This is a genomic window from Neisseria shayeganii (assembly GCF_014054965.1).
Taxonomy (GTDB): Bacteria; Pseudomonadota; Gammaproteobacteria; order Burkholderiales; family Neisseriaceae; genus Eikenella; species Eikenella shayeganii.
The window spans coordinates 757,181-771,809 of record NZ_CP059567.1 but is presented as its reverse complement, the minus strand read 5'-3'; the positions used below and the strand labels follow the sequence as shown (position 1 = coordinate 771,809).

Sequence of the window (14,629 nt, the reverse complement as noted above, 5' to 3'; positions counted from 1 at the left end):
CCATATTTTTGGGCAGCATCTCTACTTCACTCCGCCCCAAACAACAACCCTTCCTTAATCCCCCGTATCTTATCCCTTAACACCGCCGCCTCTTCAAACTGCAAATCCCTTGCCGCCTGCTGCATGGCTTTTTCGAGTTTGGCGATTTCTTTAATCGCGTCTTCTTCGGTGTGGATTTCGCCCACTTTCACTTTGTTTTTCAGACGGCCTTTGCCTTTGGGGCTGCCTGAATCGTCGTGGTACACGCCGTCAATGATGTCTTTCACTTTTTTGTTGATCTGCTGCGGTACGATGCCGTGTTCTTCGTTGAATTTCATCTGTTTTTCGCGGCGGCGTTCGGTTTCGTCGATGGCGGCCTTCATGGAATCGGTGATTTTGTCGGCATACAGAATCGCCACGCCGTTTACGTTGCGTGCGGCGCGGCCGATGGTTTGGATGAGGCTGCGGTGGCTGCGCAAAAAGCCTTCTTTGTCGGCATCGAGAATGGCGACCAGCGATACTTCGGGGATGTCCAAGCCTTCGCGCAAGAGGTTGATGCCGACGAGCACGTCGAACAGACCGAGACGCAAATCCCGAATGATTTCAACGCGTTCTACGGTATCGATGTCGCTGTGCAGGTAGCGCACTTTGATGCCGAGTTCGCTGTAATAATCGGTGAGCTGTTCGGCCATGCGTTTGGTGAGGGTGGTCACGAGTACGCGCTCGCCTTTGGCGATGCGGTCGTTGATTTCGCTGAGTAAGTCGTCCACTTGGGTGGCGACGGGGCGGATTTCGATTTGCGGGTCAACCAGGCCGGTGGGGCGCACGACTTGTTCGACCACTTGGCCGGCGTGTTCTTCTTCGTATTTGGCGGGTGTGGCGGAAACGAAGATGGTTTGCGGCATGATTTTTTCAAATTCGTGGAATTTGAGCGGGCGGTTGTCGCGGGCGGAAGGCAGGCGGAAGCCGTAGTCGACGAGGTTTTGTTTGCGGCTGGCGTCGCCTTTGTACATGCCGCCGATTTGGGTAACGGTAACGTGGCTTTCGTCGATAAACATGATGGCGTTGCTTGGCAGGTAATCCATCAGCGTGGGCGGCGGTTCGCCTTCTTTTTTGCCGGAAAAGTGGCGCGAGTAGTTTTCGATGCCTTTGCAGAATCCCATTTCGTAGAGCATTTCGAGGTCGAAGCGGGTACGCTGTTCGATGCGCTGGGTTTCGACGGGGCGGTTTTCTTGGGTAAAGAAATCAATGCGTTCGCGCAATTCTTCTTTGATGCTTTCGCAGGCGCGCAGCACGGTGTCGCGCGGGGTAACGTAGTGGCTGGAGGGGAACACGGTGTAGCGGCCGACGCGCTGGATGTTGCCGCCGGTGAGCGGGTCGAAGAGGTCGAGGCGGTCGATTTCGTCGTCGAACAGGCTGATGCGCAAGGCGTTGTCGGAGCTTTCTGCGGGGTACACGTCGATTACGTCGCCGCGCACGCGGAAGGAGCCGCGTTTGAAATCCATTTCGCCGCGCTCGTATTGCATGGAAACGAGGGTGGAGATGATGTCGCGCTGGGCTATGGTGTCGCCTTCTTTTACGGAAAGCACCATTTGTTGATACTCGGTAGGGTCGCCGATACCGTAGATGGCGGACACGGTGGCGACGATAATCACGTCGTTGCGCGTCATCAGGTTTTTGGTGGCGGAAAGGCGCATCTGCTCGATGTGTTCGTTAATCGCGGAATCTTTTTCGATAAATAAATCGCGCGACGGCACATAGGCTTCGGGCTGGTAGTAGTCGTAATAGGAAACGAAGTATTCCACCGCGTTTTCGGGGAAAAACTCGCGCATCTCGGCATAAAGCTGCGCCGCCAGCGTTTTGTTGTGTGCCATGATGATGGCGGGGCGGCCGCTTCGGGCAATCACGTTGGCCATGGTGTAGGTTTTGCCCGAGCCGGTTACGCCGAGCAGGGTTTGGTAAGCCAGGCCGTCTGAAAGTCCTTCGAGCAGGCCGGCAATGGCGGAGGGCTGGTCGCCGGCGGGCGGGAAAGGCTGGTGGAGTTTGAAGGGGGAGTTTTCGTATTGGATGACTTGCATTTCAGGTAGCCCGGGCAATTGAATAACGGCGGATTATAGCGTATAAGGCTGTTCAGACAGTCTGGGCTGTCCGTTTCATCCACTTGATGACAGAAAGGGAAACTCATGCACAAATATACAGCTGCTTTGATTGCTGCCGCCTGCCTGAGCGCTTGCACAGATGCGGGGGGGGGCGAGCAAATTGCCCCAAAGCTGTGAAAAAGTCTTCCGTGACTATGCTGCCTTAAGCGAAGAGGCCAAAGGAAAGCTAAAACCCGACAAATATACGAGTTTCGGCGGTGACTTTAATTCACTCAGCAGCGGCGGTTTTGATGCCATGCTGGAAAAAGCCGGCGGCGATGTTGATACCGCCCTGACTACGTGGCGCAAGCGAAACGATGCAGATTATGCTGATACCGTCAATATGCAGAGCAAGGAACGGGCGGAACTGAAAATGGAAGGCCGCGCCCAAACCTGCAGCGAATGGCAAGCCAAACTCGACGCCGTGAAATAAACAGCACGCACAGCGTCAACAGTAAAGCAGGCTACCTGAAAGTTTTCAGATAGCCTGCTTTACTATCGAACGGAACCGCTGTTTAACGGAAAAACCTTGTACGCGGTCTCTATTTAAGCAAACTGGCGCAGCATGGCGTCGGCCAGGCCGGCAAACTGGCGGTATTTTTCCGAACGGTCGATGCGTTCGTTGTCGAGGCCGATTTCAATCAGCACGCCCACCTTATTGCCGTAAATCACCGTGTTCTCGATTTCATAGCTGCCGTCTTTGGCATGGGTGGCGGTGGGCACGATAAAGGCCTGAATCATTTCGCCCGCCGGCATGTTTTGCAGAATCAGGCTTTTTTTCACTTCCGGCCCCAATTCGCCGCTCACATATTGGAAAGGATTGCTGCTTTCGTGGGTAACGCCTTTGTAGGTGTAGATAAACACTTGGTGTTTCAGCTGGGGGTTGTTTTTGAGATAGAGCGTGAGCAGCAGCTGGCGCAGGTCTTGGCCCTCATGATGTTCTGCAGCAGCCTCCGGCTGGGCGGCAGCAGTTTTGGCTTTTCCTTTGGCACTGGTCATGGCTTTTCCCGTTTTACTTGCTAAACAGAGTTAAATTGTATATTTAAATGTTAAAACAGGCTACCTGAAAACTTCAGGTAGCCTGTTTCTGTGGCTTTTTCTAAAGAATATTGAGGCGCGTTGCCATCATGTTTGCGAAGTGGTTTGATACGTTGCGCCAGTCAAACCGGCCGGCGCAGCCAGATGGGGCAGCTTGCCGGCATGTTCCACACCGCAGATGCGGCTTTTGACCCAACATACCGCCGCAACGCTTGGGGGCGAAACCCTAAGCCTGCCGCAACGCGGCTTGCTGATGTACCGCCAGTTCGGCAATGCCTTTTTGCCCCAAGGCCAGCAGTTGCAGCAATTCTGCGTGGCTGAAGGGCGCGCCTTCGGCCGTGCCTTGGATTTCGATGATTTTGCCCGATGCGGTCATCACCAGATTCACGTCGCTGTCGCAGCCGGAGTCTTCGGGGTAGTCCAAATCCAACAGCGGCACGCCGCCCACCACGCCGGCCGATACCGCCGCCACCTGTTCGCGGATCGGGTTGGACAGCAGCATGCCGGCCTTCAGCAGCTTCTGCACAGCCAGGCTCATCGCCACAAAAGCGCCGGTAATGCTGGCGGTGCGGGTGCCGCCGTCGGCCTGAATCACGTCGCAGTCGATCAAAATCTGACGCTCGCCCAAACGCTGCAAATCCACCGCCGCCCGCAGCGAACGGCCGATCAGGCGTTGGATTTCCTGCGTGCGCCCGCTTTGTTTGCCCGCCGCCGCTTCCCGGCGCATGCGCGAAGCGGTGGAGGCCGGCAGCATGCCGTATTCGGCCGTTACCCAGCCTTGGTCTTTGCCGCGCAAAAACGGCGGCAGGCTTTCTTCCACCGTGGCGGTACAGATGATTTTGGTGTGGCCGCAGGCAATCAACACCGAGCCGTCGGCATGAGGCAGGAAGTGGGGGGTGATGCTGACGGGGCGGAGTTCGTCGGCGGCGCGGCCGGCGCGGGCGTAAGTCATGGCGGTTCTCTTTGCAAAGGCGGAAACGGCGCGGATTATAGCACGCGCTTTATGCTATATTCGGCCTGCTTTTCTCACCCGATAATGTAGGAGCAAAACATGATTCACAGTATGACCGGCTTTGCCAACGGCAGCGCCGAATGCGGCAGCAAACGCCTGTACATGGAGCTGCGGGCGGTGAACCACCGCTATTTGGACATCCAGTTCAAAATGCCCGAAGAGTTGCGCCATTTGGAAGGCAGCCTGCGCGAAACCATTTCCGCCGCCGTGGCGCGCGGCAAACTGGAATGCCGCATCCAGCTACAAAACACCGGCCGCCGCACGGCGCAAACCTTGGAAGTGGACAAAAAACTGGTGGCCCAACTGGCCGATCTCAACCAGAAAATCCGCAAACAGCACCCCGGCATCGCCAAGCTGGGCGTGGCCGACATTCTGGCCTTCCCCGGCGTACTGGCCGCGCCTGCCGAAGACGGCGGCGACCTCAACGAAAGCGTGGCCGAACTGCTGGGCGAAGTGCTGGACGAATTCAACCGCGCCCGCCGCCGCGAAGGCGAGCAGCTGCAACAACACCTGCTCAAACGCCTGCAAAACATGGACGACATCGTCGAAATCCTCTCCCAGTTGTTCCCGCAGCTGTTGCAGCAGCACATGGACAAAGCCGAGCAGCGCCTGCGCGATGCGGTACACAATATGAACACCGAGCGCCTGCAGCAGGAGTTCGCCATCTTCATGCAGAAAGCCGATGTGGACGAAGAATTCAGCCGCCTGCGCACCCACATCGCCGAAGTGCGCCGCATCGTCACCGGCAGCAAAGGCAGTGTCGGCAAACGGCTCGACTTTCTGATGCAGGAGCTCAACCGCGAAGCCAACACCCTGGGCAGCAAATCCATCGCCACCGAATGCACCCAAGCTTCGGTGGAATTGAAAGTGTTGATCGAGCAGATGCGCGAACAGGTGCAGAACATCGAATAAGCCCCGGCCGCCCCACTCCTTCGCAGGCTACCTGAAACCCGTTTTTCAGGTAGCCTGTTTTCTTTACCCACGGCCCTGAAAAACACCGCCGCCGCATCGCGCTTTACAGATGAAAATTTCCGTCTCCCCGCAAGCCAAAGCCGGAAAAACTTGCTAGAATGCCGCCCGCATTGATTTTTCCGCCCGATTAACCGACTAAATTTAAGGAGTCCGCCTCATGGCAATCGAACGCACCATTTCCATCATCAAACCCGATGCCGTCGCCAAAAACGTCATCGGCCAAATCTACAGCCGCTTCGAAAACAACGGCCTGAAAATCGTGGCCGCCAAAATGAAACACCTGAGCCAAGCCGAAGCCGAAGGCTTTTACGCCGTGCACAAAGAGCGTCCCTTCTTCGGCGAGTTGGTAAAATTCATGACCAGCGGCCCGGTAATGATCCAAGTATTGGAAGGCGAAAACGCCGTGGCCAAAAACCGTGAGCTGATGGGCGCCACCAATCCTAAAGAAGCCGCCGCCGGCACCATCCGCGCCGACTTTGCCGAATCCATCGACGCCAACGCCGTTCACGGCTCCGACAGCCTGGAAAACGCGGCCATCGAAATCACTTTCTTCTTCCCCGAAGGCGAAATCTGCCCCCGCTAAATCCGATTACCCCCACAGGCTACCTGAAAACCCTTCAGGTAGCCTTTCGGGTTTTCTTTGTATAGGGACTTGCACCGAAAACAGATTCCATATACAAAGACATACCCTCGCCGTTTCCCCGCGTATGAAAACCAATCTGCTGAATTACGACCTCCAAGGCCTGACCGACCATTTCGCGCAAATGGGCGAAAAGCCCTTCCGCGCCCGCCAAGTGATGCGCTGGATGCATCTGGGCGGCGCCGCCGATTTCGACGACATGACCGATCTGGCCAAATCGCTGCGCGCCAAACTGAAAGACCGCGCCGAAGTGGGCGTGCCCGATCTGATGACCGCGCAGGAATCGCGCGACGGCACCCGCAAATGGCTGCTCGACGTCGGCACCGGCAACGGCGTGGAAACCGTTTTCATCCCCGAAGCCGAACGCGGCACGCTGTGCATTTCCTCGCAAGTCGGCTGCGCTTTGGAATGTACCTTCTGCTCCACCGGCCGCCAGGGTTTCAACCGCAACCTCTCCGCCGCCGAAATCATCGGCCAATTATGGTGGGCCAATAAAGCGCTGGGCGTCACCCCGAAAAACGAGCGCGTCATCTCCAACGTGGTGATGATGGGCATGGGCGAGCCGCTGGCCAACTACGACAATGTGGTCACCGCCCTTTCCATCATGCTCGACGACCACGGCTACGGCCTCTCCCGCCGTCGCGTTACCGTGTCCACCTCCGGCATGGTGCCGCAGATGGATCGCCTCAAAGAAGACATGCCGGTGGCGCTGGCCGTTTCCCTGCACGCCTCCAACGATGCGGTGCGCAACGAAATTGTGCCTCTGAACAAAAAATACCCGCTGGCCGAATTGATGGCCGCCTGCCGCCGCTACCTGGCCAAGGCCCCGCGCGACTTCGTGACCTTCGAATACGTGATGCTCGACGGCGTCAACGACCGCCCCGAGCACGCACGCGAACTCTTAACCCTGGTGCGCGACGTGCCGTGCAAATTCAACCTGATTCCGTTCAATCCCTTCCCGCATTCGGGTTACCAACGTTCCAGCAACGAAAACATCCGCATCTTCCGCGACATCCTGCAACAGGCCGGCTTGGTGGTGACCGTACGCAAAACGCGCGGCGACGACATCGATGCCGCCTGCGGGCAGCTCGCCGGCCAAGTGCGCGACAAAACCCGCCGTCAGGCCAAATGGCAACAGTTACACCTTGAGAAAGGCTGAGTCATGAAAAAGCTTCTGGGCGCCGCCCTGATCACCGCTTCCCTGCTCTCCGGCTGCGCCGGCATCACCATCCACACCGGCCAGAAAGAAGAGCGCAACCGCCCGGAGGAAGTGGCGGCCATTAAAATCCAGCTCGCCATCGAATACATGAATGCCGGCTCCTACCGCGATGCGGTGGCCGCCATCGAAGAGGCCCTCACCTTGCAGCCGCGCAACGAAAACGCCTGGTTGGTGCGCGCCGCCATCTACCAGTTCCTCAAAGTGCCGGACAAAACCCAGGAAAGCTTCCAACGCGCCTTGTCATTGAAACCGGACAGCGCGGAAATCAACAACAACTACGGCTGGTTTCTCTGCAACGGCGGCAACCGCCCCAACGAAGCCATGGCCTATTTCGACCGTGCTCTGGCCGACCCCACTTACCCCAGCCCGCACATTGCCTACATGAACAAAGGCATCTGCAGCGCCCGTTTGGGCCAATACAATCTGGCCACCTCTTATCTGCAACGCGCCCTCTCCACCGCTCCGGACTTCGTGCCGGCCCAAAAAGAGCTGGCCCGCGTGGCCTTGTTGGAAGGCAAAACCGGCGAGGCCGACCGCCAATTCCGCCAATACCAAAGCAAAGTAAACGTATTGGGCCCCGACGACCTGCTGCTGGGCTGGAAAATCGCCCGCGCCATGGGCCAAACCCAAGCGGCCTACGAATACGAAGCGCAACTGCGCACCCACCATCCCTATTCTCCTGAGCTGCAGGAGATCACCACAGGAAAAGTCCAATGAGTGATGTCCCCCACACAGACACTGCCAGCGCTGCCGAACAGCTCGGCCGCCTGCTGCGCCAAACCCGTGAGCAAAACCTGCTCTCCATCGGCGACGTATCCGAACACCTCAAACTGCCCGCCCGTCAGGTAGAAGCTTTAGAAAACGCCGATTTCGGCAAACTGCCCGAGCCGGTTTTCGTGCGTGGCTTTCTGCGCAGCTACGGACGCTACCTGAATCTCGACGAAAGCGTACTCAACGATTACCTGGAGCAAATTGCCTTCCAAACCCAGGGCATCGCCCCGGCCGCGAAAAAAAGCGCTGCCGACAACCCCGCCCCTATGACCTACCATCAGGCGCCGATCCGGAAACCCTTTCCGAAATGGATCATCGGCGTGGCCGCCTTGGCCCTGATTGTGGGCGGCGTGTATCTGTGGCAAAGCAAATCACACAGCGACAACCAACGCCAAGAAGCGCAAAACGAACAGGCCGCTCCGGCCGTGCTGCCGCCGAACCTGGAAGGCGGCAATGTGCAGATTCTGCCCATGCAGCAGGCTTCCGATGCCGCCGCTTCTGCGCCTGTGCCGGCCGATACGGCCGAACCGGCCTCGGCACCGGCCACATCCGGGCAAGCCGATACCGCTACCGGCCTGAGCACCGCCCCCGGCGAATTGGCCATCAAACTGCGCTTCCGCTCCTTCCTCACCGTTACCGATAAAGACGGCAATATGCTGATCAGCAAAATCGTGCCGGCCAACAGCGAACACCGCTATTCCGGCAACGGCCCCTACCATGTGCGCATCGGCTTCGCCCGCGGCAGCAGCGTGAGCTACGGCGGCCGCGACATCAACGTCAGCGAGCACATGCGCGACAACAAAACCGCCGCCTTCAACACCGACGGCCCGGCCGCCAACCCCTAAGCCATCCGACCTAGCATGAACACTCCCATCACACGCCGCACCACCCACCAAGTGCAGATCGACCATCTCATCGTCGGTTCCGACGCCCCGGTGGTGGTGCAGTCGATGACCAATACCGACACCGCCGATGCCGAAGCCACCGCCCGCCAGGTAAAAGAACTGGCCGATGCCGGCTCAGAAATGGTGCGCATCACCGTCAACAGCCCCGAAGCTGCAGCCAAAGTAGCCGAAATCCGCAGCCGTCTCGACGACATGGGCTGCAACACCCCCTTGGTGGGCGACTTCCATTTCAACGGCGAGCGCCTGCTGGCCGAGTTTCCCGAGTGCGGCAAAGCCTTGTCGAAATACCGCATCAACCCCGGCAATGTGGGCAAAGGCGCCAAGGGCGACGAAAAATTCGCCTACATGATCCGCACCGCCGCCGAAAACGGCAAAGCCGTGCGCATCGGCGTCAACTGGGGCTCGCTCGACCAAAGCCTGGCCAAACGGATGATGGATGCCAACTTGGCCACCGCCCAGCCCAAAGCGCCCGAAGCAGTGATGAAGGAAGCGCTGATTGTTTCCGCTTTGGAATCGGCACAAAAAGCGGTGGACTTAGGGCTACCTGAAAACAAAATCATCCTGTCGTGCAAAGTGAGCGCCGTTCAAGACCTGATTCAGGTGTACCGCGAGCTCGGCAGCCGCTGCGCCTACCCGCTGCACTTGGGCCTGACCGAAGCCGGCATGGGCAGCAAAGGCATCGTCGCCTCCACCGCCGCACTGGCCGTTTTGTTGCAGGAAGGCATCGGCGACACCATCCGTATTTCGCTGACGCCCGAACCCGGCAGCCCGCGCACGCAGGAAGTGGTGGTGGCTCAGGAAATCCTGCAAACCATGGGCCTGCGCTCCTTCACCCCGATGGTAACCGCCTGCCCCGGCTGCGGCCGCACCACCAGCACCGTGTTCCAAGAGCTGGCGCGCGACATCCAACACTACCTGCGCAACCAAATGGCCGTTTGGCGCCTGCAATACCCGGGCGTGGAAAGCCTCAACGTGGCGGTGATGGGCTGCGTGGTCAACGGCCCCGGCGAGAGCAAACTGGCCGACATCGGCATCAGCCTGCCCGGCACCGGCGAAACCCCCGTGGCCCCGGTTTATGTGGACGGCGAACGCAAAGTTACCCTCAAAGGTGACAATATGGCCGCCGAATTCCTCGCCATCGTGCAGGAATACGTGGAAACCCATTACGGCGAAGGCGGCAAGAAGCGGCGCACCGCAAAAGTCATCCCCATCCGCTCGGCCTAATTGTTCCGCCAAACGCCTGCGCAGGCGGACAAACAATCGGCTACCGTCCGCACTCCGATTGCTTTTAACAGTTGATCACTCCGAGCAGGCTACCTGAAACCGTTTCAGGTAGCCTTATTCTCCCCAATCTCTGCCAACGGAAAGGCTGCATGCGCATGAACCCTACCCTGCAACTCCTCACCACCCGCCGCTCCACCAAACAGCTCGGCCTGCCCGCGCCCGATGCCGCACAGCTCGAACACATCCTGCAAGCCGCCACCCAAGTGCCCGACCACGGCCACCTGACCCCGTGGCGTTTCGTGGTCATCCAAGGCGAGGCCGCCCTGCAGAAATTCCGCACCCTGCTCGCCGACACCGTTACCCAACTCAACTTCGGCGAAGATTCCATGCGCAAAGCCGAGCGGGTCGGCCACATGGCGCCCTTGGTCATCGCCGTCATCTCGCAACCCAATTTCACAGCGCCCAAACCCAAGCCGGAGTGGGAGCAGCTGCTCAGCGCCGCTTGCGCCGCCTATGCCGCCCAGCTGGCTGCCAAAGCCCAAGGCTTCGACAGCGTGTGGATCACCGGCCTGTGGAGCAACAGCCCCCTGTTGCGCGCCGCCTGCCACTGCGGCGAAAAAGACAAAATCATCGGCCTGCTGATGATCGGCACCGCCAAAGACGAAGTGGCCAAACCCAAAAACACCGATCTGACCCCGTTTGTGACTTATTGGTAAATCGGCCAAACTTAGAACCGCTTTCCCCGCCGCAAGCATTACAACAGACGCAAAAAACGGGCTGCCCGATAGGTCATCGGGCAGCCCATTGTGTTTGAACCCTCTGCCGTTCACACCGGCAAATTGAGCACTTTCTTAATCAAAAATGTTCCCAAAGTGTGCCAAAATCAGAGAGGAAAATATCAGTCATTTGATATTTCTATTAAATTCTGGTGGAGGCGGGGGGAATTGAACCCCCGTCCGAAAGTCCTCTACAAAGCGTTCTACATACTTAGTCTTGCCTACTTAACATCTCGCCCCCATTCCGCCGACAGACAGGCTGTTTGGGAGCCAGTTACCTTAAATCTTATTTCCTGCCAAGTAACCCGACAGAAAACCAGTCAATGTAAGATGACGTTGCGGTAGCTTGCGCTACACAGCCCATTGACCAACTGCTGCAACGGCAGGCCTTAGGCGGCCAGTGCGTAAGTTTCGTCGTTTGCGACTATTTTGATTCAGTGTTTTACGGGAATCTGAGACCCCGGTATGCCCGCATCTGCTTCGCAACCCCCGTCGAAACCAAGATCGCCCCCAGATAGGAAAGCGCGATTATACGCGTCTTTCCCCCCAAAGGCTACCTGAAAGCCGCTTCAAGCGCCGCCCAGCCCCGCCTGTGCTAAAATCACGCCACTTTTTCCACGGCTGCCGATTATGTCCCGACACCCCTACCGCCGTCTGCGTCCGGCCCGCTTTGCCCTGCCCGAAGTGGGCATTTCGGAAAGCGGCAACATCCGCTCCCTGCATTTGGGCAGCGACACCATCCAAAGCTCGATGAATCTGGACGCCCCCGCCGAACTGGTGCTCTCTTACAGCCGCGCCATGATGGCCTGGCTGCTGTTTGCCGACACCCCGGCGCACATTACCCAAATCGGCTTGGGCGGCGGTTCTTTCGCCCGCTGGATCGACGCCTACCTGCCCGACACCCGCCAAACCGCGGTGGAAATCAACCCGCAAGTGATCAACGTTGCGCGCAGCCTGTTCGAGCTGCCGTTTGAAGGGCCTCAATTCGACATCGTGGAAGCCGACGGCGCCGAGTACGTCAAAATCCTGCGCGGCAGCACCGACGTACTGCTGGTGGACGGCTTCGATGGCGAACAGATCATCGACGCGCTGGTGGGCGAACCCTTTTTTGCCGACTGCCGCACCGCCCTGAGCGAACACGGTGTGTTCGTTACCAACTGGTGGCAAGGCGACAAACGCTACCCCGTCTTTTTGGAGCGCCTGTGCCGCGTGTTTGACGGACGGGTATTGTGCGTGCCGGCCGAAACACACGGTAACGTGGCCGTATTGGCCTTCCAACACCTGCCGCTGCAATCGCGCGATGCGCTGAAAAAACGCGCTGGCAAACTGGCCGAACGCTACGGCTTGGATTTTCCCGCCATGCTCAAAGCCGCCGCCACCGCCCCCGGCAGCGATTGGCAATGGTGCCGCTAAACAACCGGCCGATTCAGGCTACCTGAAACCCTGTTCCGATACCATGCCCGCAAACCCGATGTCCCATCCGCCCCTCAACCCCACGCCCGCGCACCACGGCCTGCCCGATGAAGACATCCAAGCCGTGATGCAGTGGCTGTACGCCCGCGGCCGCCGCTCCCCGCACACCTTCGCCGCCTACAAACGCGAAGCCGAAAAACTGCTCAACTGGGCCGCCGGCGAAGGCAAAACCCTGCGCGATCTCAGCATCCAAGACATCGGCCGCTATCTGCACCACCTCGAACACGACAAAGCCGCCAAGCCCAGCACCGTCATGTACAGCCGGCGCGTGCTCAACCAGATGTACCAATACCTGTGCGACTTGGGCTATCTCGCCCGCAATGCGGTCAAACTCACCCCCCTGCCCGCCGTGCCGCAGGAAGAAGTGCCCACCAAATTTCTCGATTTGGACGCCTGGATCTGGCTGTGGAAATGGCTGACCGCCCGCCCCGCCGCCAACCGCCGGCAAACCGCCGTCAAAGTGCGCGACCGCTGGCTGTTCGCCCTCGTCTATCACACCGGCATGCGCCGCGAAGAAGTGGCCAAAGCCTCCATGAACGACCTGCAATACCGCAACGGCCGCTGGACGCTGCGCGTACTGGGCAAACGCAACAAAGTGCGCCACGTCAGCATCCACAGCGTCTTGCTGCAGGAACTCAAACAATACCGCACCGCGCTGGGGCTACCTGAACTGCCCGACAGCCAGGAAAACTTCGGCCTGATCATTCCGCTCAAAGGCGACAAAAGCCGCCGCCTCACCCCCCGCGCCATCGGCCTGATGGTACACGAATGCCGCGAAGCCGCCCTCGCCGACTGCGATGACGACCCCATCCGCATCCAGCTCATCAATATGAGCACCCACTGGCTGCGCCACACCAACACCACCCACCGCTACATGGCCGGTGCCTCCACCGAAACCATCCAAGACGAACAAGGCCACGCCGACCCCAAAACCACCCGCATCTACCTGAAAACCCTGCCCGGCCAGCGCCAGCAAGACGCCGAAAAACTGGCCGAGCTGCACGCCAATGCCGTGAAAGACAGCTAAGCGCCTATGGCAGATTTTCAGGTAGCCTGCACCGTCCTGCAGGCTACCTGAAAAGCATGGTGCGGAATATTCACGCCCCGCCGTTATCCAACTGGCAGCACCGTATTTTCGGCCAAGCCCGGCTCCATCCCGCCGCAGGAAAAAATACTTGCCAGCTATCCGGACTTACCGTATTTTCGCCTTGCCGGCGCAGCTTTATGTTACAAAACCGCTGCGCCCAAAGGCCCGAACCCACTGATGAGCCGAAGAGAAAACATGAGCACTCTCCCCAGAAAAACCGCCCTTGTCCTTACCGCCCTCATGCTCTTGGGCGGTTGTGCCGTCGTTTCCGGCACCCACCCGAGCGATGCCGCCAGCCGAAATGCCGGCCAATACCGCAGCACGCCGCAAGACGAAGCGGCTTTCCGCCGCGCCGATTCGCTGTTCGGGCAGGGCCGCTACCGCGATGCGCTGGCGCTCTACCAAACGCTGGCGCAAAAAGGCAACTCCGATGCCATGTACAATACCGGCATCGTTTACCGCCGCTTAGGGCGGGACGGAGAGGCCATCAAATGGTTGGAGCAGGCCGTGGACGCCGGCGATCACGACGCCCATTGCGTGCTCGGCAACATCCAAGACAAAATCAGCAATTACCGCACCGCCCGCCGCCATTACGAACAAGCCGCCAATGCCGGCCTGGCCTGCGGTCAAGCCGCCCTCTCGTCCTACTACATCGACGGCTTGGACGTGCGCCGCGATTTCCGCAAATCCTTCGACCTGGCCTCAAGCGCCGCCCGGCAAAACGACGCCCACGGCCAATACCTGCTGGCCCTGCATTATCTGAACAGCTGGTCGGTGGCCTACAACCCCAACCAAGCCGCCAACCTGTTGCGCCAGGCCGCCGCCCAAGGCCACCAAAAAGCACGCGAAATGCTGAATAACGGCTTGAGAAGCCGGTAACTGCCCATTCCCACAGGAGCTGATGAAAATGAAAAAATGGCTTTATTCTCTCCTTTTGGTATTGACCCTGAGCAGCTGCGCCACCTTAGACGATGTGATGAACCTCGGACAATACCGCTTCCCCTATCTGCGCCAGCTGGTCGGCCACCACATCAGCGAAGTAACCGACCGACTGAACGGCATTACCGTACAAGACGCCCCCGCCCTGATGATCGGCGCCAACAAGCAGTATTACCTGTTCCGCACCCGGGAATATTCGCACACCGTCAACACCTACAACGGCTACGGCACCCTGATCAACCAGCAGCACAAGTACAACAGCGGCCACATCATGCTGGTAACCGATTCCAAAGGCTACATCACCCGCTACATCGAATCCGGCTACATTCCGGTAGAAGGCAGCGATTTCGACCGCACCATGCGCAGTGCGCTGCGGGATATTCTGGTGTTCAACAAATAAAACCAGCCGATACGATGCAGGTGGCACACCAGCCGCAGCCAACCCAGTACAGCAAG

The 14,629-nt window shown here is 58.8% G+C and carries 15 protein-coding genes and 1 other RNA gene; 12 read left to right on the top strand and 4 right to left on the bottom strand.

Annotation, left to right across the window (positions count from 1 at the left end; genetic code table 11):
• Positions 1–26 precede the first annotated feature (26 nt).
• Positions 27–2,057: an excinuclease ABC subunit UvrB gene (gene uvrB, locus H3L94_RS03705; protein ID WP_182122707.1), complete on the bottom strand. Its 2,031-nt coding sequence runs from the start codon at positions 2,055–2,057 to the stop codon at positions 27–29.
• Between the two features lie 181 nt (positions 2,058–2,238).
• Here uvrB and H3L94_RS03700 point away from each other — a divergent pair, with 181 nt between their 5' ends.
• Positions 2,239–2,550, top strand: coding sequence for a hypothetical protein (locus H3L94_RS03700; RefSeq protein ID WP_182122706.1), 312 nt, complete (start codon positions 2,239–2,241; stop codon positions 2,548–2,550).
• 113 nt (positions 2,551–2,663) lie between these two features.
• On the opposite strand, the gene H3L94_RS03695 is transcribed toward H3L94_RS03700, so the two are convergent.
• Both H3L94_RS03695 and rph read right to left on the bottom strand, forming a co-directional pair.
• Positions 2,664–3,116: a hypothetical protein gene (locus H3L94_RS03695; protein ID WP_182122705.1), complete on the bottom strand. Its 453-nt coding sequence runs from the start codon at positions 3,114–3,116 to the stop codon at positions 2,664–2,666.
• A gap of 265 nt (positions 3,117–3,381) precedes the next feature.
• Positions 3,382–4,107, bottom strand: coding sequence for a ribonuclease PH (gene rph / locus H3L94_RS03690; protein ID WP_182122704.1), 726 nt, complete (start codon positions 4,105–4,107; stop codon positions 3,382–3,384).
• 99 nt (positions 4,108–4,206) lie between these two features.
• On the opposite strand from rph, the gene H3L94_RS03685 reads away from it, so the two are divergent.
• The 7 genes from H3L94_RS03685 (at position 4,207) to H3L94_RS03655 (ending at position 10,614) form a co-directional block, all read left to right on the top strand.
• Positions 4,207–5,079 carry a YicC/YloC family endoribonuclease gene (locus H3L94_RS03685; protein ID WP_244958832.1) on the top strand — a complete coding sequence of 291 codons (873 nt, stop codon included), beginning with the start codon at positions 4,207–4,209 and terminating at the stop codon, positions 5,077–5,079.
• A gap of 217 nt (positions 5,080–5,296) precedes the next feature.
• Positions 5,297–5,722 carry a nucleoside-diphosphate kinase gene (ndk, locus tag H3L94_RS03680; protein ID WP_182122703.1) on the top strand — a complete coding sequence of 142 codons (426 nt, stop codon included), beginning with the start codon at positions 5,297–5,299 and terminating at the stop codon, positions 5,720–5,722.
• Between the two features lie 124 nt (positions 5,723–5,846).
• The gene (gene rlmN / locus H3L94_RS03675; RefSeq protein WP_182122702.1) at positions 5,847–6,938 is read left to right on the top strand and encodes a dual-specificity RNA methyltransferase RlmN; all 1,092 of its coding nucleotides are present in this window, start codon (positions 5,847–5,849) and stop codon (positions 6,936–6,938) included.
• 3 nt (positions 6,939–6,941) lie between these two features.
• On the top strand, positions 6,942–7,715 hold the full coding sequence (gene pilW, locus H3L94_RS03670; RefSeq protein WP_009118632.1) for a type IV pilus biogenesis/stability protein PilW: 774 nt from the start codon (positions 6,942–6,944) through the stop codon (positions 7,713–7,715).
• Entirely contained in the window at positions 7,712–8,614 is a 903-nt protein-coding gene (locus H3L94_RS03665) for a helix-turn-helix domain-containing protein (RefSeq protein WP_182122701.1), read from the top strand. The genes pilW and H3L94_RS03665 overlap by 4 nt, the downstream gene beginning before the upstream one ends.
• Positions 8,615–8,629: 15 nt before the next feature.
• Entirely contained in the window at positions 8,630–9,898 is a 1,269-nt protein-coding gene (gene ispG / locus H3L94_RS03660; protein WP_182122700.1) for a flavodoxin-dependent (E)-4-hydroxy-3-methylbut-2-enyl-diphosphate synthase, read from the top strand.
• A 149-nt stretch (positions 9,899–10,047) separates the two neighbouring features.
• Positions 10,048–10,614 carry a nitroreductase family protein gene (locus tag H3L94_RS03655; RefSeq protein ID WP_009118635.1) on the top strand — a complete coding sequence of 189 codons (567 nt, stop codon included), beginning with the start codon at positions 10,048–10,050 and terminating at the stop codon, positions 10,612–10,614.
• A gap of 210 nt (positions 10,615–10,824) precedes the next feature.
• Here the strand turns inward: H3L94_RS03655 and ssrA are convergent.
• Positions 10,825–11,186, bottom strand: a transfer-messenger RNA (tmRNA) gene (gene ssrA / locus H3L94_RS03650).
• Positions 11,187–11,304: 118 nt separating this feature from the next.
• Here ssrA and H3L94_RS03645 point away from each other — a divergent pair.
• The 4 genes from H3L94_RS03645 (at position 11,305) to H3L94_RS03630 (ending at position 14,573) form a co-directional block, all read left to right on the top strand.
• Positions 11,305–12,087 (top strand): polyamine aminopropyltransferase, encoded by a 783-nt coding sequence (locus tag H3L94_RS03645; RefSeq protein ID WP_009118643.1) that lies wholly within the window; start codon positions 11,305–11,307, stop codon positions 12,085–12,087.
• A gap of 58 nt (positions 12,088–12,145) precedes the next feature.
• The gene (locus tag H3L94_RS03640) at positions 12,146–13,174 is read left to right on the top strand and encodes a tyrosine-type recombinase/integrase (RefSeq protein WP_182122699.1); all 1,029 of its coding nucleotides are present in this window, start codon (positions 12,146–12,148) and stop codon (positions 13,172–13,174) included.
• 255 nt (positions 13,175–13,429) lie between these two features.
• Complete coding sequence (locus H3L94_RS03635; protein ID WP_182122698.1) at positions 13,430–14,113, top strand: tetratricopeptide repeat protein; 684 nt, start codon at positions 13,430–13,432, stop codon at positions 14,111–14,113.
• A 28-nt stretch (positions 14,114–14,141) separates the two neighbouring features.
• Positions 14,142–14,573 carry a hypothetical protein gene (locus H3L94_RS03630; RefSeq protein ID WP_182122697.1) on the top strand — a complete coding sequence of 144 codons (432 nt, stop codon included), beginning with the start codon at positions 14,142–14,144 and terminating at the stop codon, positions 14,571–14,573.
• Positions 14,574–14,629 lie beyond the last annotated feature (56 nt).

Bases quoted from the DNA above. Each gene is read 5' to 3' on its own strand.
- uvrB (WP_182122707.1), bottom strand. From the start codon at position 2,057: ATGCAAGTCATCCAATACGAAAACTCCCCCTTCAAACTCCACCAGCCT.
- H3L94_RS03695 (WP_182122705.1), bottom strand. From the start codon at position 3,116: ATGACCAGTGCCAAAGGAAAAGCCAAAACTGCTGCCGCCCAGCCGGAG.
- rph (WP_182122704.1), bottom strand. From the start codon at position 4,107: ATGACTTACGCCCGCGCCGGCCGCGCCGCCGACGAACTCCGCCCCGTC.
- H3L94_RS03685 (WP_244958832.1), top strand. From the start codon at position 4,207: ATGATTCACAGTATGACCGGCTTTGCCAACGGCAGCGCCGAATGCGGC.
- ndk (WP_182122703.1), top strand. From the start codon at position 5,297: ATGGCAATCGAACGCACCATTTCCATCATCAAACCCGATGCCGTCGCC.
- rlmN (WP_182122702.1), top strand. From the start codon at position 5,847: ATGAAAACCAATCTGCTGAATTACGACCTCCAAGGCCTGACCGACCAT.
- pilW (WP_009118632.1), top strand. From the start codon at position 6,942: ATGAAAAAGCTTCTGGGCGCCGCCCTGATCACCGCTTCCCTGCTCTCC.
- H3L94_RS03665 (WP_182122701.1), top strand. From the start codon at position 7,712: ATGAGTGATGTCCCCCACACAGACACTGCCAGCGCTGCCGAACAGCTC.
- ispG (WP_182122700.1), top strand. From the start codon at position 8,630: ATGAACACTCCCATCACACGCCGCACCACCCACCAAGTGCAGATCGAC.
- H3L94_RS03655 (WP_009118635.1), top strand. From the start codon at position 10,048: ATGCGCATGAACCCTACCCTGCAACTCCTCACCACCCGCCGCTCCACC.
- H3L94_RS03645 (WP_009118643.1), top strand. From the start codon at position 11,305: ATGTCCCGACACCCCTACCGCCGTCTGCGTCCGGCCCGCTTTGCCCTG.
- H3L94_RS03640 (WP_182122699.1), top strand. From the start codon at position 12,146: ATGTCCCATCCGCCCCTCAACCCCACGCCCGCGCACCACGGCCTGCCC.
- H3L94_RS03635 (WP_182122698.1), top strand. From the start codon at position 13,430: ATGAGCACTCTCCCCAGAAAAACCGCCCTTGTCCTTACCGCCCTCATG.
- H3L94_RS03630 (WP_182122697.1), top strand. From the start codon at position 14,142: ATGAAAAAATGGCTTTATTCTCTCCTTTTGGTATTGACCCTGAGCAGC.